The organism is Polynucleobacter sp. MWH-UH35A (assembly GCF_018687075.1).
In the GTDB taxonomy this organism is placed as follows: domain Bacteria; phylum Pseudomonadota; class Gammaproteobacteria; order Burkholderiales; family Burkholderiaceae; genus Polynucleobacter.
In genome coordinates this window covers 448003-468727 of sequence record NZ_CP061285.1, presented here as the reverse complement: position 1 = coordinate 468727, position 20725 = coordinate 448003, and the positions used below count along the sequence as shown (strand labels likewise).

The following is a 20725-nucleotide window of genomic DNA, read 5'->3' as shown; positions in this document are numbered from 1 at the left end:
CAATATCAAAACTTAGTAGAAATAACTCACAGAATGTCAGAACAAAAATTGCTTGATGATCACTTAGATTGGCTTGAGGCCGAATCTATTTACATCATCCGTGAAGTGGTTGCACAGTGCTCAAACCCTGCCATGCTCTTTTCTGGCGGCAAAGACTCCATCGTGATGTTCCACTTAGCCCGCAAGGCGTTTCAATTTGGCGACCGCCCTGTAAAACTGCCGTTTCCTATTTTGCATATTGATACTGGACACAACTATCCAGAAGTAGTTGCTTATCGAGATGCTGTAGTTGAAAAGACGGGTGTAAAACTGATTGTGGGTCAGGTTGAAGACTCGATCAAAAAGGGCACTGTTCGCCTACGTAAAGAAACCGATTCCCGCAATGCTGCGCAAGCGGTAACCCTCTTAGAGGCTATTGCGGAACATGAGTTTGATGCATTAATGGGCGGCGCACGTCGTGATGAAGAAAAAGCACGCGCTAAAGAGCGTATCTTCTCCTTCCGTGATGAATTCGGTCAATGGGATCCTAAAGCACAACGCCCAGAGCTTTGGAATCTCTATAACGCCCGTATTGCCAAAGGTGAGAACATGCGCGTGTTCCCCATCTCCAACTGGACAGAGCTCGATATCTGGCAATACATCGCTCGCGAGAAATTAGAGCTGCCAAGTATTTACTACACGCATCCACGTGAAGTAATAAAGAAAAATAATTTATTAGTTCCAGTAACTGATGTAACGCCTAAAGCAGCAGGTGATATCAGCGAAATCCTAAACGTGCGTTTCCGCACTGTAGGTGATATTAGCTGCACCTGCCCCGTGTTGAGCACTGCAGCTACTCCTTTGGAGATCATTGCTGAGACCGCTATTACCGAAATTACCGAACGTGGCGCAACCCGCATGGATGACCAAACCAATGAGGCCTCGATGGAGCGCCGCAAGAAAGAAGGTTACTTCTGATGAATTCCAATCAACATCAAAACGTCGTTCGCTTCATAACCGCTGGTAGTGTAGATGATGGCAAAAGCACCTTGATTGGGCGCTTGCTCTATGACACCAAATCTATTTTGGTGGACCAATTAGAATCTCTCTCCAAAACCAAACATGCTCGCGTTACCTCCTCTGATGCAGGCGTTGATTTAGCCCTCCTTACTGATGGCTTAGAGGCTGAGCGTGAGCAAGGCATCACTATTGATGTAGCTTATCGCTACTTCTCCACCCCAAAACGTAAATTTATTGTTGCTGATGCTCCAGGCCACGAGCAATACACTCGCAACTTAGTGACTGGCGCATCTCAATCTGATGTTGCAGTCATTTTGGTTGATGCAACACGCGTTGACCTCAACACCACTCCAGCTACTTTATTGGCACAGACTAAACGTCATGCGGCGATTGTTCATTTATTAGGCCTTCGTCATGTCGTGTTTGCTGTCAATAAGATGGACTTATACGAATTTGATGAGACAGTATTTAATACCATCAAAATTGCGATTGAAGATCTGACTCAAAAAATTGGGTTGCCTAAGCCAACCTTAATTCCGATTTCTGCACTGCTAGGTGCCAACGTTGTTACTGCGAGCAACAATACACCTTGGTATAAAGGCCCCACCCTTTTAGAGTGGCTTGAGAGTCTAGACACTAGCCCTGAATCTGAAAAACTAGCACTACGCTTTCCAGTGCAATATGTAGCCCGCCAAGATGGTAGTGCTTCTGATGATTTCCGTGGCTACCTGGGAGAAATCGAGTCTGGCAGTATTCACAAAGGGCAAAAGATCAAGGTATTACCAAGCGGATCTGAAGCGACAGTTGCAGAAATTTATCTAGGTAACCGCTCGAGTAACCAGCAAAGCAATGGCAATAATGCGGTAGATTCAGCAGGGGCTGGTCAAGCAGTAGCAATTCAACTGTCTGAGGATATTGACGTATCGCGCGGTTCTTTATTTATTGGTGCCGATGACTCAAAACCGCCAGTCTTAACGAAACAACTTTCTGCGGACTTATGCTGGTTAAATAGCGAACCACTCTCGTTGAGCCGCAAATATGCTTTGCGCCATACCACTAATACTGTTGGGGCAAAAGTGAAGGGCATTCAACAAGTCCTGGATGTGCAGACCCTATCTCATGCAAGCGACGTACACGCACTGTCAGCCAATGAAATTGGGCGCGTAGATTTAATCTTGCAAAAGCCGATTGGTGCTGATCTTTTTGATCAATCCCAACGAACTGGTGCCTTTATCTTGATTGATGAAGCAACAAACCATACGGTGGCTGCAGGCATGATTCGCGAGGCGGTAGCCCAGTAAGCACTTTTACTCCATGGGCACAAAGAAAAAGCCACCCCGAAGGATGGCTTAAAAGATTTTTGGAGGTGCTACCTAAAAAATGAAACTATGGATTCATATTAAAGCCGAGCTTACTCCAGAAATTAATGAATTGCATGAATTTAGAGCTAAAAGCCCTAAATTGGTGCATTAATGGTTTTCTTTGGCGTGATTGATTGAATATTTAGGGATTTCAATCACTAAATCTTGCTTGGCCACAATGGCCTGGCAAGATAAACGAGATTGAGGATTTAAACCCCAAGCACGATCCAGCATATCTTCCTCATTCTCATCAGGGGGATTAAGGCTTTGATATCCCTCTTTCACAATGACGTGGCAGGTGGTGCAGGCGCAGACCATATCACAAGCATGCTCAATCGGAATGTCATTCTCCAACAAAGCCTCACAAATCGAAGTACCCGGAGCAACCTCTACAACTGCACCTTCAGGGCAATACTCACTATGCGGTAGTACGACGATTTGAGTCATGATTCTGTTCTATTGGTATTTAATTTGAATTCGTTTCAGGTCTTTTTTTCTTAAATCTCAGCAACATTCTTGCCAGATAAAGCCTTCTGAATGCTCGCATTCATACGTTTTTGAGCAAAGTCATCAGTCGCTTTTGCAGCATGATCCACTGCCTTACGAACAACTGAGCTATCTGTCTCTTCGTTCAAAATCTTTTGCAAAGCCGCCATCTCGCGATCAATGGCTACTTGCTCATCCGCATTGAGCAGATTACGATCGCTATCGAGGGCTGTTTGTACTGCATCGAGCAAGCGCTGTGCATTTACTTGTTCTTCACGCAAAGATCTAGATAGCAAATCCTCTTTGGCTGATGTAAAACCATCTTGCAGCATACGTGTAATTTCAGCGTCTGTAAGACCATATGAAGGTTTGATATCAATCGATGCCTTGACACCAGAACCTTGCTCAGTAGCGCTTACTGAAAGCAAGCCATCGGCATCTACCTGAAAAGTCACCCGAATACGGGCAGCACCTGCAGCCATGGCAGGTATGCCGCGCAATTCAAATCTTCCCAGTGAACGACAATCTTGCGCTAACTCACGCTCACCCTGCACCACTTGAATCGCCAAAGCAGTCTGCCCATCTTTAAAAGTGGTGAAATCCTGCGCTCTTGCAACCGGAATTGGCGTATTACGGGGAATAATCTTTTCCACCAAACCACCCATCGTTTCAATACCAAGAGATAGTGGAATGACGTCCAAGAGCAACCATTCATCATCCTTGCTTTGATTGCCTGCCAATAAGTCAGCCTGCATTGCTGCACCGAGCGCAACCACTTGATCAGGATTTAAATTATTTAAAGGCTGGGTACTAAATAACTCACCTACAGCGCGTTGCACATTTGGCATACGGGTTGAACCACCCACCATGACAACACCCTTAACATCTTCCGCCTTTAATCCCGCATCACGCAGGGCTTTTTTACAAGCGCTTAGGGTTTTAGCAACTAAGTTCTGCGTAATCTCGAAGAATTGCGCCTGACTAATGCCGACATTGACTACCGTGCCATCGGCAAGCGTCTCATGTACACGAGCCAGAGGGTTGTGACTCAATTGTTCTTTGGCATGCTTACAGGCCTGCAAGAGTGTGCGGTGGTCATGAATCGATAGCGGCGGAAGTTTTGCCTGCTCAATCACCCAACAATACAAACGATGATCAAAGTCATCACCCCCTAAGGCAGAATCACCGCCAGTAGAGAGCACCTCAAAAACTCCGCGACTCATACGCAGTATGGAGATATCAAAGGTTCCGCCACCCAGGTCATAAACTGCATACACACCTTCAGAGGCATTATCGAGTCCATAAGCAATTGCAGCCGCAGTAGGCTCATTTAACAAACGAAGCACCTCAACACCCGCTAATTTCGCAGCATCTTTTGTTGCCTGGCGCTGTGCATCATCAAAGTAAGCAGGAACTGTAATTACTGCCCCAACGATTTCATCAGAGACTGAGTCCTCTGCCAATTGACGTAAGCGCGCTAATATTTCTGCAGAAACTTCAATCGGGCTCCTATCACCAGCAACTGTTCTCAGCTTAAGCATGCCCGGTTGATCAACAAAGTCATAAGGAGTATTTTCAATATGCTGGACGTCAGCTAACCCTCGACCCATGAAGCGTTTGACCGAAACAATTGTATTTTTTGGGTCAAGCACTAGGCTCTCAAGAGCCTCAAAGCCAGCCTGAGTTCTGCCATTAGGCAAATAACGAATGACAGAAGGAAGTAGTTCGCGCCCTTGTGCATCAGCAAGCACTTTAGGCAACGCATCACGCACTATAGCCACCAAAGAATTAGTCGTACCCAAATCAATGCCCACGGCAATGCGGCGCTGATGAGGTGCTAGCGATTTACCGGGTTCAGAGATTTGTAATAAGGCCATAAGAAATAGAGTTTAGCTTGGATATGAACTAGATTAGAGCCGCAATAGTGTCATCAAGCTCAATCGCAAACTTATCGATAAACAGCAAGCCGCGCAATAATTCTGCAGCACGCTCATAATTTTTGGCGCCATCGATAGCTTGAGCAATTTCAGTAAGGGCGTCTTCTTTGGACCGCTCAACCTCAGTCATTAAAGACTCTAGAGCGGGTAAATCCTCTGCCTGCTCATCCAAACTCTCACGCCACTCCATTTGCTTCATGAGAAAAGCAGCAGGCATGGCGGTATTGGTTTCCAAATTAGCGTCAACACCATGAAGCTTACATAAATATAAGCCACGTTGAATAGGGTTCTTGAGCGTCTGGAACGCAGTGTTAGCCAAGGTAGCCATTTGCATCGCTAAGCGTTGGTCTACATCGCTACCGCGAGCGTGGCGATCGGGATGCACTTCCTTCTGAATCGCTAGGTATGCCTGATCTAGAGCAGGCAAATCGATTTTGAATTGCTGATTTAGTCCAAAGAAACGGAAGTAATCGTCAGACGCGGAAGGATTCGCCACAACCACACTCATCTTTTACGTTTGGATTTTGAAACTTAAACCCCTCGTTCAAACCCTCACGCACAAAGTCTAGCTCGGTACCATCTAAGTAAGCCAAGCTCTTTGGATCTACAAACACCTTGACACCATTGGACTCAAATACTTGATCCTCAGCCGCAGGCTCATCTACGTACTCCAACTGATACGCCAAACCAGAGCAACCGGTAGTGCGAACGCCCAAGCGCAAACCACAACCCTTGCCGCGCTTTTCTAGATTGCGGTTAACGTGTTTCGCCGCTTTTTCAGTAAGGGTAATTGCCATAGTTTTGATTCTTCTTATTTACTTCGTCTGCTTTATTTAGCTGGATGCTTCTCTTTGTAGTCGGCAACAGCTGCCTTAATAGCATCTTCTGCCAAGATAGAGCAGTGAATTTTTACTGGTGGCAAAGCTAGCTCTTCAGCAATCAGTGAGTTCTTAATCTCAAGCGCTTGATCCAAGGTTTTACCCTTAACCCACTCGGTTACCAATGAGGATGAGGCGATCGCAGAGCCACAGCCATAAGTCTTGAACTTAGCGTCTTCAATCACGCCTTGATCGTTCACGCGAATCTGTAACTTCATCACGTCGCCGCAAGCTGGCGCGCCAACCATGCCGGTACCTACGCTGTCATCACCCTTTTCAAAAGAGCCAACGTTACGGGGATTTTCATAATGGTCAATGACCTTTTCGCTATATGCCATGCTATGTCCTCTTTATTTCTATATTTTTTCTATATTCTTTTTAGTGTGCTGCCCACTGAATCGTGCTGAGATCGATTCCATCCTTGTACATTTCCCACAGCGGGGATAACTCTCGCAATTTGGCAATCTTATCTTTCACCAACTTAATCGTGAAATCCACTTCTTCTTCCGTTGTGAAACGTCCTAATGTGAAACGAATCGAGCTGTGGGCCAACTCGTCGTTACGGCCTAAGGCACGTAATACATAAGACGGCTCTAAGGAAGCTGAAGTGCATGCTGAGCCAGATGAGATAGCCAAATCTTTCAAGGCCATCAACATAGATTCGCCTTCAACATAGTTAAAGCTGATGTTCAGGTTATGGGGAACACGATGGTCCATGTCGCCATTGACATAAACCTCTTCAATGTCTTTCAAGCCATTTAATAAGCGATCACGCAATGCACGGATTCGCTTGTTCTCTTCTGCCATATCAATACGAGCAATACGGAAAGCCTCGCCCATACCAACGATTTGGTGAACCGCTAAGGTACCAGAACGCATACCGCGCTCATGCCCACCGCCATGAATCTGCGCCTCAATACGAATACGTGGCTTACGACGCACAAACAAAGCGCCGATACCTTTTGGACCATAGGTTTTATGAGCAGAAAAACTCATCAGATCTACTTTGATCTTTTCTAAATCAATTTCAACCTTGCCCGTTGCTTGTGCTGCATCCACATGAAAGATCACACCGCGCGACCGACATAGATCGCCAATCACAGGAATATCTTGTACAACTCCAATTTCATTATTAACATACATTACTGATGCCAAAATTGTGCCAGGCTTCATTGCCGCTTCGAGCTGCGCAAAATCAATTAAGCCATTGGGCAATACATCCAAGTAAGTGACTTCATAACCCTCTCGCTCTAATTCACGACAGGTATCTAAAGTGGCCTTATGCTCAGTCTTGACAGTAATAATATGGTTGCCGCGATCTTTGTAGAAATGCGCAGCACCTTTTAGTGCCAAATTAATACTTTCAGTAGCGCCGCTGGTGAAGACGATCTCTCTTGGATCAGCGTGCACCAACTGAGCAACCTCTGAACGCGCCCACTCAACCGCTTCTTCAGCAGCCCAGCCATAAGCATGACTGCGTGAGGCAGCGTTACCAAACTGCTCACGCAAGTAGGGCAACATTTTGTCAACCACACGAGGATCAATCGGCGTCGTGGCGGAATAGTCCATATACACAGGGAAGTGTTTAGGACTAAACATCGGTACCGGTTGTTGCGGAAGATCTTGTGGTGCGTTCATGGTTTATTTACTAGTTATTGTTACTGTTATTAGCTTTGTCGCGCCAAGTTGAATACGGAATTCACCAAGGGGGTCTTAGGGGCGATTTCTTTTTTTGCCGCAAGCACAGGTGCAGGCTTATCTGCTTTAGCAGATTCAACTTTGATTTTTTTCGGACGCATATCTTGAATGACAATGCCTCGTCCTTCTTGCTGTTGAACCAAATCTTTTAAGCTTACTGAGCTGAGATACTCAACCATTTTGGAATTGAGATTGCTCCAGAGATCATGAGTCATACAACGGCCATGATTCTCTTCATCGGTATGACAGTTTCCTTTGCCGCCGCATTGGGTTGCATCAAGAGGCTCGTCAACAGCAACAATGATGTCGGCAACGCTTACTTCGGAGGATGGTCGCGCTAAGGCGTAACCGCCGCCAGGGCCACGAGTACTCTCCACAATATTGAAGCGCCGCAATTTACCGAACAGCTGCTCGAGGTAAGAAAGTGAAATCTTTTGTCTTTGGCTAATTCCGGCCAAAGTTACGGGGCCATGCGTCTCGCGCAGGGCCAAATCAATCATTGCGGTTACTGCAAAACGACCTTTGGTTGTAAGTCTCATATGTCACCTTGGTAATGGATTGTTATGGACAGCTAACAGTCGGGCGGGTAATACCCGACCATTCCACTCAACTTTAACATATTCCCCAGCAATCTGCTCGGGAATTATCCCAAAAATCCCTCTCATAAACCAGGAAATAGTGGATGAATACTTAAACCGAGTCTCTGGACCTTGCCCCAAAGGCCATTTCTTTGACCTTAGTAAGCCTATCTCGGGTGCTGGCAGCCTTTTCAAACTCCAGATTCTTCGCTTCAGCGTTCATTTGCTTCTCAAGACGCTTAATTTCTGCGGCCAGGTCCTTCTCACCCATATCCTCATAGCGAGCACGCTCTTGCTCAACCTGCATCTCCTGACGCTTCTCTTTGACGTCATAGACACCATCAATAATGTCCTTGATGCGCTTTTGAACCCCTTTAGGCTCAATACCATGTTGCTTATTAAAGGCGATTTGTTTGGCACGACGCCTTTCCGTCTCCCCCATTGCTCTGCGCATGGAATCCGTGATCTTATCGGCGTACAGAATCGCTTTTCCTCGGACGTTTCGAGCAGCTCGGCCAATCGTCTGAATCAAGCTGCGCTCAGAGCGCAAGAAGCCCTCCTTATCAGCATCCAAAATGGCAACCAACGAAACCTCGGGGATATCTAAACCTTCGCGTAACAAATTAATACCAACCAATACATCAAAGACACCTAAACGTAAGTCGCGCAAAATTTCTACACGTTCTACCGTATCGATATCAGAATGTACATAACGCACTTTGACGCCATTATCCGAAAGGTAGTCCGTTAATTGCTCAGCCATGCGTTTAGTTAGCACAGTTACCAATACGCGCTCACCTACTTTGACGCGCGCATGAATTTGATCGAGCAAATCATCAACCTGTGTGCTTGCAGGCAAGACTTCAATTTCTGGATCGACTAACCCTGTTGGTCTAGCTACTTGTTCAATAACCTGACCTTGATGAGCGTTCTCGTAATCAGCAGGCGTTGCGGAAACAAAAATGGTTTGACGCATCTTGGTTTCGAACTCAGCAAACTTCAATGGACGGTTATCCATCGCAGAAGGCAAACGGAAACCGAATTCCACTAAGGTATGTTTGCGGGATTTATCGCCGTTGTACATTGCATTGAGCTGCCCAATTAAGACGTGGCTTTCATCAAGGAACATCAAGGCATCATTGGGCAAATAGTCCACTAGCGTAGGGGGTGCTTCGCCAGGTGCGGCACCAGAGAGATGGCGCGAGTAGTTCTCGATCCCTTTGCAAAAACCTAATTCATTCAGCATTTCCAGATCAAAACGGGTGCGCTGTTCAAGGCGCTGCGCTTCGACTAGCTTGCCGTCTTTAACAAACTCGTCTAAGCGAGTACGCAATTCTGTTTTGATGGTTTCAATTGCTTTAAGAACAGTGTCGCGCGGTGTAACGTAGTGCGAACTTGGATAGACGGTAAAACGTGGAATCTTTTGACGAATTTTCCCGGTTAGCGGATCGAAGAATTGCAAGCTTTCAATGACATCATCAAATAACTCAACGCGTACTGCCAGCTCATTATGTTCAGCAGGGAAAATATCAATGGTGTCGCCGCGCACTCTAAATACGCCGCGTTTGAAATCCATTTCGTTACGGTCATATTGCATAGCGATCAGTCGCGTCAAAATATCGCGCTGACTCATCTTGTCCCCAGGACGTAATGTCATCACCATGCTGTGATAGTCGCCAGGGTTACCGATGCCGTAAATTGCAGAGACCGTTGCAACAATAATGACGTCACGACGCTCTAAAAGACTCTTAGTGGCTGACAAACGCATTTGCTCGATGTGCTCATTAATCGAGGAATCTTTTTCAATAAAAAGATCGCGCTGAGGAACATAAGCCTCAGGTTGGTAATAGTCGTAGTAACTAACAAAGTACTCCACGGCGTTTTTTGGAAAAAACTCCCTAAATTCGCTATAAAGCTGAGCCGCCAAGGTCTTATTAGGGGCAAAAATGATGGCTGGGCGACCCGTTCTGGCGATGACATTCGCCATCGTGAAGGTCTTTCCGGATCCCGTAACTCCTAAAAGCGTCTGGAAGGTCAATCCGTCCTCAATACCCTCCACCAGGGCATCAATTGCCTGAGGTTGGTCCCCAGCAGGCGGAAACGGCTGGTACAGCTGATAAGGGGAGTCCGGGAAGGTAACAAATTTGGCTGGGTCCAGGTCGTGACCAGCATCCCCCAAGGGATCGGCCACAGGGCTTTTATCGACCACTTTTACTTCGGTTTTTGATCCAGTTTTCGGTAACTTAGGGGGCATCTCGGCTATCATTTCACCTGTGAGATTTCTTCACAGCGAATTTTGTACAAACATTGATTTTGCCGTTTTTCTTAGGAAATAGTTGATTCTGGCCTCAAAAACCGACAATTAAACTGAATTTAACGTCAATTAAGAACAAAACCACCCTATAACCTTCAATTTCAAGCACAAATGACCCTGTTTGCCTCAGTTCAATTAGCCCCTAAAGATCCTATTTTTGGCCTCACCGAAGCCTATGTTGCAGACCAACGTGCTGACAAAGTGAATTTGGGTGTTGGCGTGTACTACACCGACGATGGCAAGGTTCCTCTCTTAAAAGCAGTGATTAAGGCTGAAGAGGCAATTGTTGCGAAGCACTCACCACGCAGCTACATTCCAATCGAAGGTCCAAACCCTTACAACAGTGCAGTGCAAAATTTATTGTTTGGGGCTGACTCTGCACTCATTAAAGATGGTCGCGTTGTTACTGCTGAATGTCTTGGCGGTACAGGCGCTTTGCGGGTTGGCGCTGACTTCATTAAACGTCTCAACTTAAATGCGCCATGCGCAATCAGCAATCCAACCTGGGAAAACCACCGCGGTATTTTTGAATCTGCTGGTTTTGAAGTGGTTGAGTACACCTACTTTGACGGCAAAACTCGCGGCGTTGATTTTGATGGCATGGTGAAGTCTTTAGAGTCCTTCCCAAAGAACACTACTGTGTTGCTACACGCTTGCTGCCATAACCCAACTGGTGCCGACATTACTGAAGCACAATGGCGTCAAGTCATCGATATCTGCAAGAATAAAGGCCTCATCCCTTTCTTGGATATGGCTTACCAAGGCTTTGCCGCTGGGATTGAGCAAGATGGTATTGCAGTGCGTCTCTTCGCTGAATCAGGCATGTCTTTCTTTGTATCTAGCTCTTTCTCCAAGTCTTTTTCACTCTATGGTGAGCGTGTTGGCGCCCTGTCAATCGTGACGCAAAGTAAAGATGAATCCACTCGCGTGCTTTCTCAATTGAAGCGTGTGATTCGCACAAACTACTCCAACCCTCCAACCCATGGCGCTGCGATTGCCGCTGCGGTTTTGAATTCACCAGAATTACGTCAGCTCTGGGAAGATGAGTTGGCAGAAATGCGTGATCGCATTAAAGCCATGCGTCATGGTCTCGTGGAAAAACTCGCTGCTGCTGGTGTGAAGCAAGATTTTACTTTTATCGAAAAGCAGCGTGGCATGTTTTCTTACTCAGGTTTAACAGCTGAGCAAGTAGAGCGCTTACAGAAAGAAGATGGCATTTATGCACTCTCTACTGGACGCATTTGTGTCGCAGCACTCAATACTAAAAATATTGATAAAGTAGCAAAAGCAATCGCCCGCGTATTGTCTTAAGCAAGTGCAATAGGCGTATACACTGAATTACCGGAGGTACCATGCTATATCAGTTACACGAATTTCAAAAAGCCTTACTTCAACCAGTTAGTTCATGGGCACGAGCCGCTTCTGAAGCTTTTATTAATGCAGCGAACCCTGCCTCCAAGGTTCCGGGATCAGATAGATTAGCCGCCAGCTATGAGCTCCTCTATCGCTTAGGTAAAAACTACAAGAAGCCAGAATTTGGCATTCGTTCAGTGATAGCACATGGAAAAGAAGTGGCTATTCACGAAAGAACTACGCTTGCAAAACCATTTTGCAATTTGGTGCGCTTCAAGCGCTTCTCTGATGATGTTGAAGTCATCAAGAAACTGAAGGAAGATCCGGTCGTATTAATTGTTGCTCCATTATCTGGACACCACTCAACCTTATTGCGCGACACTGTACGCACACTCTTACAGGACCATAAGGTCTACATCACCGACTGGATTGATGCACGTTTGGTGCCATTAGAAGATGGCGAGTTTGGTCTTGATGACTATGTACACTATGTTCAAGAGTTCATTCGCACCATTGGTGCAAAAGACTTACACGTGATCTCTGTTTGCCAACCTACCGTTCCGACATTGGGCGCAATCTCATTGATGGCATCAGCAGGCGAAGCAACTCCAGCATCCATGATCATGATGGGCGGCCCAATTGATGCACGTAAATCTCCAACTGCAGTTAATAACTTAGCCGACCAAAAGTCTTATGAGTGGTTTGAGAGTCATGTAATTTATAGCGTACCGCCTACTTACCCTGGCGCTGGTCGCAAAGTTTATCCAGGCTTCTTGCAACACACTGGGTTCATTGCAATGAACCCGCAGAACCATTTGCAATCTCACTGGGATTATTTCCAGAATCTAGTGCGCGGTGACGAGCAAGATGCTGAAGCACATATTCGCTTCTATGATGAGTACAACGCCGTTCTGGATCTGGACTCTAAGTTCTACTTGGATACTATTAAAACTGTATTCCAAGACTACGCATTACCGAATGGCACCTGGAAAGTTGCCGGGGAGCTCGTTAAACCACAGGATATTAAAAAGACTGCGCTTCTGACTGTTGAAGGTGAGCTGGATGATATCTCTGGAAGTGGTCAAACACGTTCAGCCCATGCTTTATGCGCTGGAATTCCAAAAGAAAATAAAGACCATTATGAGGTTGCTGGTGCTGGTCACTACGGCATCTTTTCGGGTCGACGTTGGCGTGAGAAGGTCTATCCAAAAATTAAAACGTTCATTCGCGAACATCAGAACACGAAGAAAACTGCGACACGGACTACCAAGTCTGCATAAATTAAGGGCTCTTCGGAGCCTTTAATTTTGCGAAGATCTCTACCAGTGATTTCATGAGCCAAACAAAAAACCTCATCGATCAACTTGAGGGTATTCTGCCGCAAACTCAATGCACTAAGTGCGGCTACCCAGATTGCCGTGGGTATGCCAAGGCAATGGCAACTGGCGATGTGCCGCCTAATCGCTGCCCTCCTGGTGGCGTTGAGGGGATTGCGCGACTAAGTAAGATCCTGACGCCTATCTACCCACAAGACGCCTTTGAGCTTCACCCCACTATTGACCCAAATTGCGGCATTGAGCGTCCGCGCCCAGTAGCTTTCATCGACCCTCAGAAATGCATCGGCTGTACGCTGTGCATCCAGGCGTGCCCCGTAGATGCAATCGTCGGCGCCTCCAAGCAAATGCATGTGGTACTAACAGAATGGTGCACGGGCTGCGATCTCTGCATTCCTCCATGTCCTGTCGATTGCATCAGCATGATTGAAGTCACTGGCAAGAAAACTGGTTGGGATGCTTGGACCCAAGAGTTAGCAGATATTTCCCGCAAGCGGTATCACGATCGCGAACAACGGCTTGATAGAGAGCAAAAAGACAATGATGAACGCCTGGCGAAAAAGGCTGCGACTAAATTAGCAGTAGTGAATGCGGAAAATCCATCTTCTGCAGACGAGCTAAAAGAGCAAGAGCGCAAACGAGCCATTATTGCAGCAGCCATTGCCCGCGCCCAACAAAAGAAATGATGAATCTAGAAAAGCGTCGTGCTTTTTTTGAGCAGCTCAAAGCTAATAATCCCAAACCAAAAACAGAGCTGGAATATAGCTCGCCATTCGAGCTATTAATTGCCGTATTGTTATCCGCGCAAGCAACTGATGTATCGGTCAACAAAGGAACACGCAAGCTCTATAAGGTTGCCAATACTCCGCAAGCCCTCCTAGATCTTGGTGAAGAAGGAGTGAGGCCGTACATTCAGCATATTGGATTATTTAATTCCAAAGGAAAACATATTCAGGAGACTTGCCGGCTTCTCCTGGAAAAACATGGTGGCGAAGTACCGCAAACCCGCGAAGAATTAGAAGCTCTACCCGGCGTAGGCAGAAAAACTGCGAACGTCATTCTCAATACCGCCTTTGGTCAGCCGACTATCGCCGTTGATACACATATCTTCAGAGTCTCCAACCGAACCGGCTTAGCGCCTGGCAAGGACGTCTTGAAGGTCGAGGAGCAGCTACTCAAGCGTGTACCAAAAGAGTATCTGCATGATGCCCATCATTGGCTTATTTTGCACGGTAGATACACCTGCAAAGCCCGCAATCCAGATTGTGCACAATGCATAGTAGAGCCTCTATGTGGCTTCAAACAAAAGACAGGCAAAGGAAAAGTTCGTGGCGATATTTAACCCAACTCGAGAGGAAGTGCGTCGTTTTTTCTGCGACACCTGGAAAAAGAAAATAGAAAACCATATTCTCGATCCCATGGAGACGATTGCAAGTGACTGGATGGTAGAGCATCCGGAATACCACGAGCTCCTTGCTGATCCTGAAGGTGCCCTAGGGCAAGACTACACTCCTGAACGCGGTGAAACAAATCCCTTCTTGCATTTATCAATGCACCTTTCGATCAGCGAACAGATATCCATCAATCAACCACCCGGCATTAAAGAGATCGCAGACAAACTCTCACAAAAACTGGGCTCAATGCACGAAGCACAACATGCGATGATGGAATGCCTAGGACAGGTGATGTGGGAGGCGCAGCGAGAAGGCCAACCACTCAATCCCGAGAAGTATTTAGAGGCCCTTAAAAAGCTAACTTAAGCAAGCTTAGCAATGGCAGCTTTAATTCCTGTCGGTAATTCTTGAGTCTTTATTCTTCTGGCTTCTAATGTAGATTCTTTTGTTTCTTGAGTCTTTTTAGACCAAGCTGACCCAGGAAAAAAAGCATCGTCCTTAAATCTTGGGATGACATGCCAATGAATGTGAGGAACCATGTTCCCCAGGGCAGCAATATTTACCTTATCAGGATGCATCACATGGCGCACCGCTTCTTCAACGGCAAATACCAAAGTCATGATGTGCTCACGCTCTCCATAGGTGAGGTCAGTCATTTCGGCCACATGGCGATTCCAGATCACCCTACAGAAACCAGGCAGATCGGGATCATTCACCATGATGACTCGACAGTCATCACCGCGCCAAATAAGCTGCCCCTCTTCAGGCTTGAGTTCTTCTTTACAGAGTACGCAATTAGTCATGGGAAGAATGTAAACGAAAACGGCATCTAAGTCACCCTTGTGGGGTAATTTAGATGCCGCGGCAGTATTGGTATGTTACTGCTTACTACGCACTACTTAGGGATTTTTTAGTGGAACTGCTCTTCTTCAGTAGAACCAGTCAAAGCTGTCACAGAAGACTTGCCACCTTGAATAACAGTCGTTACGTCGTCGAAGTAACCAGTACCAACTTCTTGCTGATGTGAAACGAAGGTGTAACCACGGTCACGAGCAGCGAATTCTGGCTCTTGTACTTTCTCAACATAAGCAGTCATACCACGCTTAGAGTAGTCTTGCGCCAAGTCATACATGTTGTACCACATAGAGTGAATACCAGCGAGAGTAATGAACTGATACTTGTAACCCATTGCACCCAGTTCACGTTGGAACTTAGCAATAGTTGCATCGTCCAAGTTTTTCTTCCAGTTGAAAGAAGGTGAGCAGTTGTAAGCCAACATCTTGCCTGGGAACTTCGCACGAATTGCCTCAGCGAACTGACGAGCAAACTCGAGGTCAGGCGTACCAGTTTCACACCAAACCATATCAGCGTATTCAGCGTATGCCAAACCACGGGAAATCGCTTGATCCAAGCCTTTGCGAGTCTTGTAGAAGCCTTCTGCAGTGCGCTCACCAGTCAAGAATGGCTTGTCGTTTGCGTCATAGTCTGAAGTTAACAAATCAGCAGCTTCAGCATCGGTACGTGCCAAGATAATTGTTGGAACACCCATTACGTCAGCGGCTAAACGGGCTGCGATTAATTTTTGTACTGACTCAGTAGTTGGCAGCAATACCTTTCCACCTAAGTGACCACATTTCTTAACAGAAGAAAGTTGGTCCTCAAAGTGAACGCCGGCAGCGCCTTGCTTAATGAGTGCTTTTGCTAACTCAAATGCATTCAACACACCACCAAAGCCTGCTTCGGCATCAGCAACGATTGGAGCATAGTAGTCGATGTAACCCGCATCACCAGGGTTAATACCTTTTTCGGTTTGGATCTCATCCGCACGTTGAAATGAGTTGTTAATGCGTTCAACCATTTTAGGCACTGAATCAACTGGATACAGAGATTGATCTGGGTACATAGCTGCATAAGAGTTACCGTCAGCAGCTACTTGCCAACCAGATAAGTAGATTGCTTGAATGCCAGCTTTAACTTGCTGCATTGCTTGACCACCAGTTAACGCACCTAAGCAATTTACATAGGCTTCGTTATTCACTAGATCCCATAATTTTTCGGCGCCATGCTTTGCCAAAGTGTGCTCAATCTTCAATGAGCCGCGAAGGCGCACAACGTCCTCTGCTGTATAACCACGCTTAATACCTTTCCAACGTGGATTAGTATCCCAATCCTTTTGAATTGCTGCAATTTCAGCTTTGCGATCTGCCATGTTTTTCTCCCTAAGTTAAACAAGTACTTCAAAATTTGAGGACCTTTAAGACCCATTCAAGTCTTATGTCTTATATAAGAGTTTAGCTATTTCAAAAATGCAGGCAAGCTAAATTTGAGTTATTTATAAAAATATATAACTATTTAAATTCAATAGCTTATAGGTATATTTTCACAATGTGAAATGAATATTCACTGTTTGATATAAAACTGGAGATTACTTATTGCGCTGCATTTTACGCAGCGTAATGACATTTCATATTATGAAAATATTTCAGGATTGCTCAAGCTGATTTGGGCGTAGTACCCGCCGACACCTTCAATACCGTTGGAATAATCATCAACTGAAATAGCGAAATACCAAGAAATAATGCTTTCGGAATACCTGCATCCATAAAGAAACCGAAGATGAATGGACCAACTGCAGCCCCCAAATCAATACCAGAGTAGACAATTCCATAGACGCGCCCTGCAACCCCTTTAGGCGTTACTGTCTTCACCAACAGATCACGTGAGGGAGCGACAACGCCATAACCAAAACCCAATCCAATAAATAGAAATGGAATGAGACTTGGTGAAATAAATCCAGTGGCCAACAACAAACACAACACGATTGTTATAGATAAGCAAGAAGAAACAATACGTTCGGGCACTTGTAACTTTGCAGCCAGATAACCACCAAATAAAACACCAACAGCACTACCCAGCGCCAATAAAGTGATGTAATAACTTCCCACGTCTAAAGGCACTTGGTAGATCGCAAACAATGCGCTCGGAGCAAACGATTGCAGACTTGAAGTAGATGCCATGCTGAAGAAAAAGAAAACCCAGCATAACCAAACGGCAGTTAATTTCAGAAACGCAAAAGGGCTCTCTGGAGTAGCGTTAGGATTTGCAGCTTTAGAGCTTGCCTGGGTTTGCTCATGGCGCTCTTTAACGTCGTCGAGTAGATAGCTTCTATTAAGCCAAAGAACCGCCAAAATACATACCTCCAATAGCGCCGCCGAAAGGAAGGCTATGCGCCAATCACTCAATTGAGCAATAGCAACCATAAAGGCTGGCGCTGCGGCCCAACCTAAATAACCGGTCACACCATGCATTGAGTAGGCATAAGGAAGATTAGGTGGCGAGACTTTGTGATTGATGAGTGTGTAGTCTACAGGGTGAAAAATACCATTGCCACACCCAGCAATCACTGCGCCCATCAAGAGCATGGCATAACCATTGCTTTGTGAATACACAAGAGCCGCAAGAGCAAGCAAACCAACCCCGGAGAACAACACAGGTCTTGCACCGATACGATCTACGATAAATCCAGACGCAGCCTGAGCAACACATGACACCACAAAGAAAACTGACATCAACAAACCAAGCTCGGCATAACTCAAAGCAAAAGCATCCTTCAACCATGGAAACATGGGAGGGAGTACTAAATGAAAGAAATGGGAGCTGCCGTGAGCTAGGCTAATGAGACCAATAACCCGGACATCACTGGCACGCCTACTAAGCGCAACAGTCATGTACCGAGTTTACTGGTGCAGGATTATTCCTGCTGAACTTCTTGAGGTTCCGCTTAGTGAACCTGACGCGTAAAGCTAAAGTCGCCTTTTTTATCTACGTCAACAGGCACCACATCCTTGGGGCCAAACTTTCCTTCCAAAATCATCTTGGAAACGGGGTTTTCAATATGTTGCTGAATAGCGCGCTTAAGCGGTCTTGCTCCAAAGACAGGATCAAAACCCACCTCAGCGATCTTGCTAAGAGCGGCATCACTTACCTCCAGCTGCATATCGACTTTTGCCAGACGCTCTGACAAGTTCTTCAGCAGGATCTTAGCGATATTAGCGATATTGCCTTTATCAAGACCATGGAAGACAACGATTTCATCAATGCGATTTAAGAATTCAGGGCGGAAATGATTCTTCAACTCTTCAAATACCGCCTCCTTAATTTCTGCCTGCTTCTTATCGGCCATTGACTGAATCAAATGTGAACCAATATTGCTAGTCATCACGATGACGGTGTTCTTAAAGTCTACAGTGCGACCTTGACCATCGGTCAAACGGCCATCATCGAGCACTTGTAAGAGTACGTTAAAAACATCTGGATGCGCCTTCTCAATCTCATCGAACAAAATCACGCTATAAGGATGACGACGAACTTGCTCCGTCAAATAACCACCCTCCTCGTAGCCAACATAGCCAGGAGGCGCACCGATGAGACGTGCAACACTGTGCTTCTCCATAAACTCACTCATATCAATACGAATGAGATGATCCTCACTATCAAACAAGAAGCCAGCAAGCGCCTTACAGAGCTCTGTCTTACCAACACCAGTAGGCCCCAGGAACAAGAATGAGCCATAAGGACGATTCTCTTCCGCTAAACCGGCGCGGGAACGGCGGATTGCATCCGATACCGCAGTAATAGCTTCTTCTTGACCCACAACCCGCTTATGCAATAACTCTTCCATCTTCAGTAGCTTGTCGCGCTCGCCCTGCATCATCTTAGACACTGGAATACCAGTAGCACGAGAAACGACTTCAGCGATTTCTTCTGCGCCCACTTGGGTACGCAGCAATTTATTTTTCACTACGCCATCTTTATCGCCCTTGGCTTCTGCAGCCGCAGCAGATTTGAGCTTAGCTTCGAGCTCAGGTAATTTGCCATATTGCAACTCAGCAACTTTTTCCAGCTTACCTTCGCGTTGAAGTTTGGCAATTTCCGCTTTTACTTTCTCAATCTCTTCTTTCAGGGTGGCCGCGCCAAGTACAGCGCCTTTCTCTGCCTTCCAGATTTCCTCAAGATCGGCATACTCAGCACCAAGGCGCTTAATCTCTTCCTCAATCAGGGCTAGGCGTTTTTGGGATGCTTCGTCTTTTTCTTTCTTAACGGCTTCACGTTCGATTTTCAATTGAATCAAACGACGATCGAGCTTATCCATGACCTCCGGCTTGGAATCAATCTCCATGCGGATACGTGAACCTGCCTCATCAATCAGATCAATTGCTTTGTCTGGTAAAAAACGATCGGTGATGTAACGGTGCGATAACTCTGCAGCAGCCACGATTGCAGGATCAGTAATTTCAATACCGTGGTGTAGCTCATAACGCTCTTGTAGACCACGCAAGATTGCAATAGTTGCTTCAACGCTTGGCTCTTCCACCATGACTTTTTGGAAACGACGCTCAAGCGCTGGATCTTTTTCAATGTACTTACGGTACTCGTCCAAAGTCGTTGCACCAATGCAATGTAATTCACCGCGTGCGAGTGCTGGCTTGAGCATATTGCCGGCATCCATCGCGCCATCACCTTTACCTGCGCCAACCATCGTATGAATCTCATCGATAAAGATAATAGTTTGACCTTCATCTTTAGCAACATCACTCAGAACCGCCTTAAGGCGCTCTTCAAATTCACCGCGATACTTGGCTCCAGCCAATAACAAAGCCATATCCAGCACCAAGACACGCTTATTCTTTAAGGTCTCAGGCACTTCACCGTTCACAATACGCTGCGCCAAACCTTCTACGATTGCAGTCTTACCGACGCCTGGCTCACCAATGAGCACGGGATTATTCTTACCGCGACGCTGCAAGATCTGAATGGTGCGACGAATCTCGTCATCACGGCCAATAACGGGATCAAGCTTACCGATACGAGCACGCTCAGTTAAATCGACTGTGTATTTCTTTAGGGCCTCACGTTGACCCTCGGCATCTGCACTATTCACTGACTCTCCTCCGCGCACTAAATCAATAGCCGCTTCTAACGATTTACGATTTAATCCATTCTCACGAGCAACCTTGCCTAATTCGCCCTTATCATCAGCTACCACCAACAAAAATAATTCACCAGCAATAAATTGATCGTTGCGTTTATTGGCCTCTTTTTCACATAAGTTCAGCCAATTACTTAAATCACGACCGACTTGAACTTCCCCGCTAGTGCCCTGCACTTCAGGAAGGTTGCCAATAATCTTCTCAACACCCTTTTCTAGGCCGGCGATATTCACACCTGCGCGAGTTAGCAAACTCTTTGCGCCCCCATCCGAGTCACGCAACATTGCCAACAACACGTGGGCTGGCTCGATATATTGATTGTCTTTAGCTAAAGCGATGCTTTGAGCCTCGCTAAGAGCCTCTTGAAATTTGGTTGTTAATTTATCTATTCTCATTCTTATAT

At 46.1% G+C, this 20725-nt stretch carries 19 protein-coding genes; 7 read left to right on the top strand and 12 right to left on the bottom strand.

Features of this window, described 5'->3' with window-relative positions:
- Nucleotides 1-33: 33 nt before the first annotated feature.
- Both cysD and ICV36_RS02525 read left to right on the top strand, forming a co-directional pair.
- Nucleotides 34-957 (top strand): sulfate adenylyltransferase subunit CysD, encoded by a 924-nt coding sequence (gene cysD, locus ICV36_RS02530; protein WP_215400974.1) that lies wholly within the window; start codon nt 34-36, stop codon nt 955-957.
- Nucleotides 957-2300 carry a sulfate adenylyltransferase subunit 1 gene (locus ICV36_RS02525; RefSeq protein ID WP_215400973.1) on the top strand — a complete coding sequence of 448 codons (1344 nt, stop codon included), beginning with the start codon at nt 957-959 and terminating at the stop codon, nt 2298-2300. Before cysD ends, ICV36_RS02525 begins: the two co-directional genes overlap by 1 nt.
- A 168-nt stretch (nt 2301-2468) precedes the next feature.
- Here the strand turns inward: ICV36_RS02525 and fdx are convergent, their stop codons facing one another.
- The 8 genes from fdx to uvrB form a co-directional block, all read right to left on the bottom strand.
- Entirely contained in the window at nt 2469-2807 is a 339-nt protein-coding gene (gene fdx / locus ICV36_RS02520; RefSeq protein ID WP_215400972.1) for an ISC system 2Fe-2S type ferredoxin, read from the bottom strand.
- Nucleotides 2808-2857: 50 nt separating this feature from the next.
- Complete coding sequence (gene hscA / locus ICV36_RS02515; RefSeq protein WP_215400971.1) at nt 2858-4723, bottom strand: Fe-S protein assembly chaperone HscA; 1866 nt, start codon at nt 4721-4723, stop codon at nt 2858-2860.
- Between the two features lie 28 nt (nt 4724-4751).
- A complete protein-coding gene (gene hscB / locus ICV36_RS02510; RefSeq protein WP_371743208.1) occupies nt 4752-5279 on the bottom strand; it encodes a Fe-S protein assembly co-chaperone HscB in 528 nt (175 codons plus the stop codon).
- On the bottom strand, nt 5257-5580 hold the full coding sequence (gene iscA, locus ICV36_RS02505; RefSeq protein WP_068948041.1) for an iron-sulfur cluster assembly protein IscA: 324 nt from the start codon (nt 5578-5580) through the stop codon (nt 5257-5259). Before iscA ends, hscB begins: the two co-directional genes overlap by 23 nt.
- A gap of 32 nt (nt 5581-5612) precedes the next feature.
- The gene (gene iscU, locus ICV36_RS02500; RefSeq protein ID WP_068322308.1) at nt 5613-5999 is read right to left on the bottom strand and encodes a Fe-S cluster assembly scaffold IscU; all 387 of its coding nucleotides are present in this window, start codon (nt 5997-5999) and stop codon (nt 5613-5615) included.
- Between the two features lie 40 nt (nt 6000-6039).
- Nucleotides 6040-7299 (bottom strand): IscS subfamily cysteine desulfurase, encoded by a 1260-nt coding sequence (locus ICV36_RS02495; RefSeq protein ID WP_371743207.1) that lies wholly within the window; start codon nt 7297-7299, stop codon nt 6040-6042.
- Nucleotides 7300-7328: 29 nt separating this feature from the next.
- Nucleotides 7329-7898 (bottom strand): Fe-S cluster assembly transcription factor, encoded by a 570-nt coding sequence (locus ICV36_RS02490; protein ID WP_215400969.1) that lies wholly within the window; start codon nt 7896-7898, stop codon nt 7329-7331.
- A 151-nt stretch (nt 7899-8049) separates the two neighbouring features.
- On the bottom strand, nt 8050-10191 hold the full coding sequence (gene uvrB, locus ICV36_RS02485; RefSeq protein ID WP_251375053.1) for an excinuclease ABC subunit UvrB: 2142 nt from the start codon (nt 10189-10191) through the stop codon (nt 8050-8052).
- Nucleotides 10192-10362: 171 nt separating this feature from the next.
- Between uvrB and ICV36_RS02480 the strand changes: the two genes are divergently transcribed.
- Genes ICV36_RS02480 through ICV36_RS02460 form a run of 5 tightly spaced genes read left to right on the top strand, consistent with a single transcriptional unit; the run spans nt 10363 to nt 14698 of the window.
- Entirely contained in the window at nt 10363-11562 is a 1200-nt protein-coding gene (locus tag ICV36_RS02480; protein WP_215400968.1) for an amino acid aminotransferase, read from the top strand.
- Nucleotides 11563-11603: 41 nt separating this feature from the next.
- Nucleotides 11604-12884, top strand: a complete 1281-nt coding sequence (locus tag ICV36_RS02475) for a polyhydroxyalkanoate depolymerase (RefSeq protein ID WP_215400967.1) — start codon at nt 11604-11606, stop codon at nt 12882-12884.
- 53 nt (nt 12885-12937) lie between these two features.
- Nucleotides 12938-13624 carry an electron transport complex subunit RsxB gene (rsxB, locus tag ICV36_RS02470; protein ID WP_215400966.1) on the top strand — a complete coding sequence of 229 codons (687 nt, stop codon included), beginning with the start codon at nt 12938-12940 and terminating at the stop codon, nt 13622-13624.
- A complete protein-coding gene (nth, locus tag ICV36_RS02465; protein WP_215401529.1) occupies nt 13624-14280 on the top strand; it encodes an endonuclease III in 657 nt (218 codons plus the stop codon). The genes rsxB and nth overlap by 1 nt, the downstream gene beginning before the upstream one ends.
- A complete protein-coding gene (locus ICV36_RS02460; protein ID WP_215401530.1) occupies nt 14273-14698 on the top strand; it encodes a DUF1841 family protein in 426 nt (141 codons plus the stop codon). The genes nth and ICV36_RS02460 overlap by 8 nt, the downstream gene beginning before the upstream one ends.
- Here the strand turns inward: ICV36_RS02460 and ICV36_RS02455 are convergent.
- From ICV36_RS02455 to clpB, 4 genes are all read right to left on the bottom strand, one after another.
- Entirely contained in the window at nt 14695-15135 is a 441-nt protein-coding gene (locus tag ICV36_RS02455; protein ID WP_215400965.1) for an HIT family protein, read from the bottom strand. The two genes, ICV36_RS02460 and ICV36_RS02455, sit on opposite strands and share 4 nt — an antisense overlap.
- Nucleotides 15136-15242: 107 nt before the next feature.
- Nucleotides 15243-16541 (bottom strand): isocitrate lyase, encoded by a 1299-nt coding sequence (gene aceA, locus ICV36_RS02450; protein WP_215400964.1) that lies wholly within the window; start codon nt 16539-16541, stop codon nt 15243-15245.
- Nucleotides 16542-16824: 283 nt separating this feature from the next.
- The gene (locus ICV36_RS02445; protein WP_215400963.1) at nt 16825-18060 is read right to left on the bottom strand and encodes an MFS transporter; all 1236 of its coding nucleotides are present in this window, start codon (nt 18058-18060) and stop codon (nt 16825-16827) included.
- 53 nt (nt 18061-18113) lie between these two features.
- Complete coding sequence (gene clpB, locus ICV36_RS02440) at nt 18114-20717, bottom strand: ATP-dependent chaperone ClpB (protein ID WP_215400962.1); 2604 nt, start codon at nt 20715-20717, stop codon at nt 18114-18116.
- Between the last annotated feature and the right edge of the window lie 8 nt (nt 20718-20725).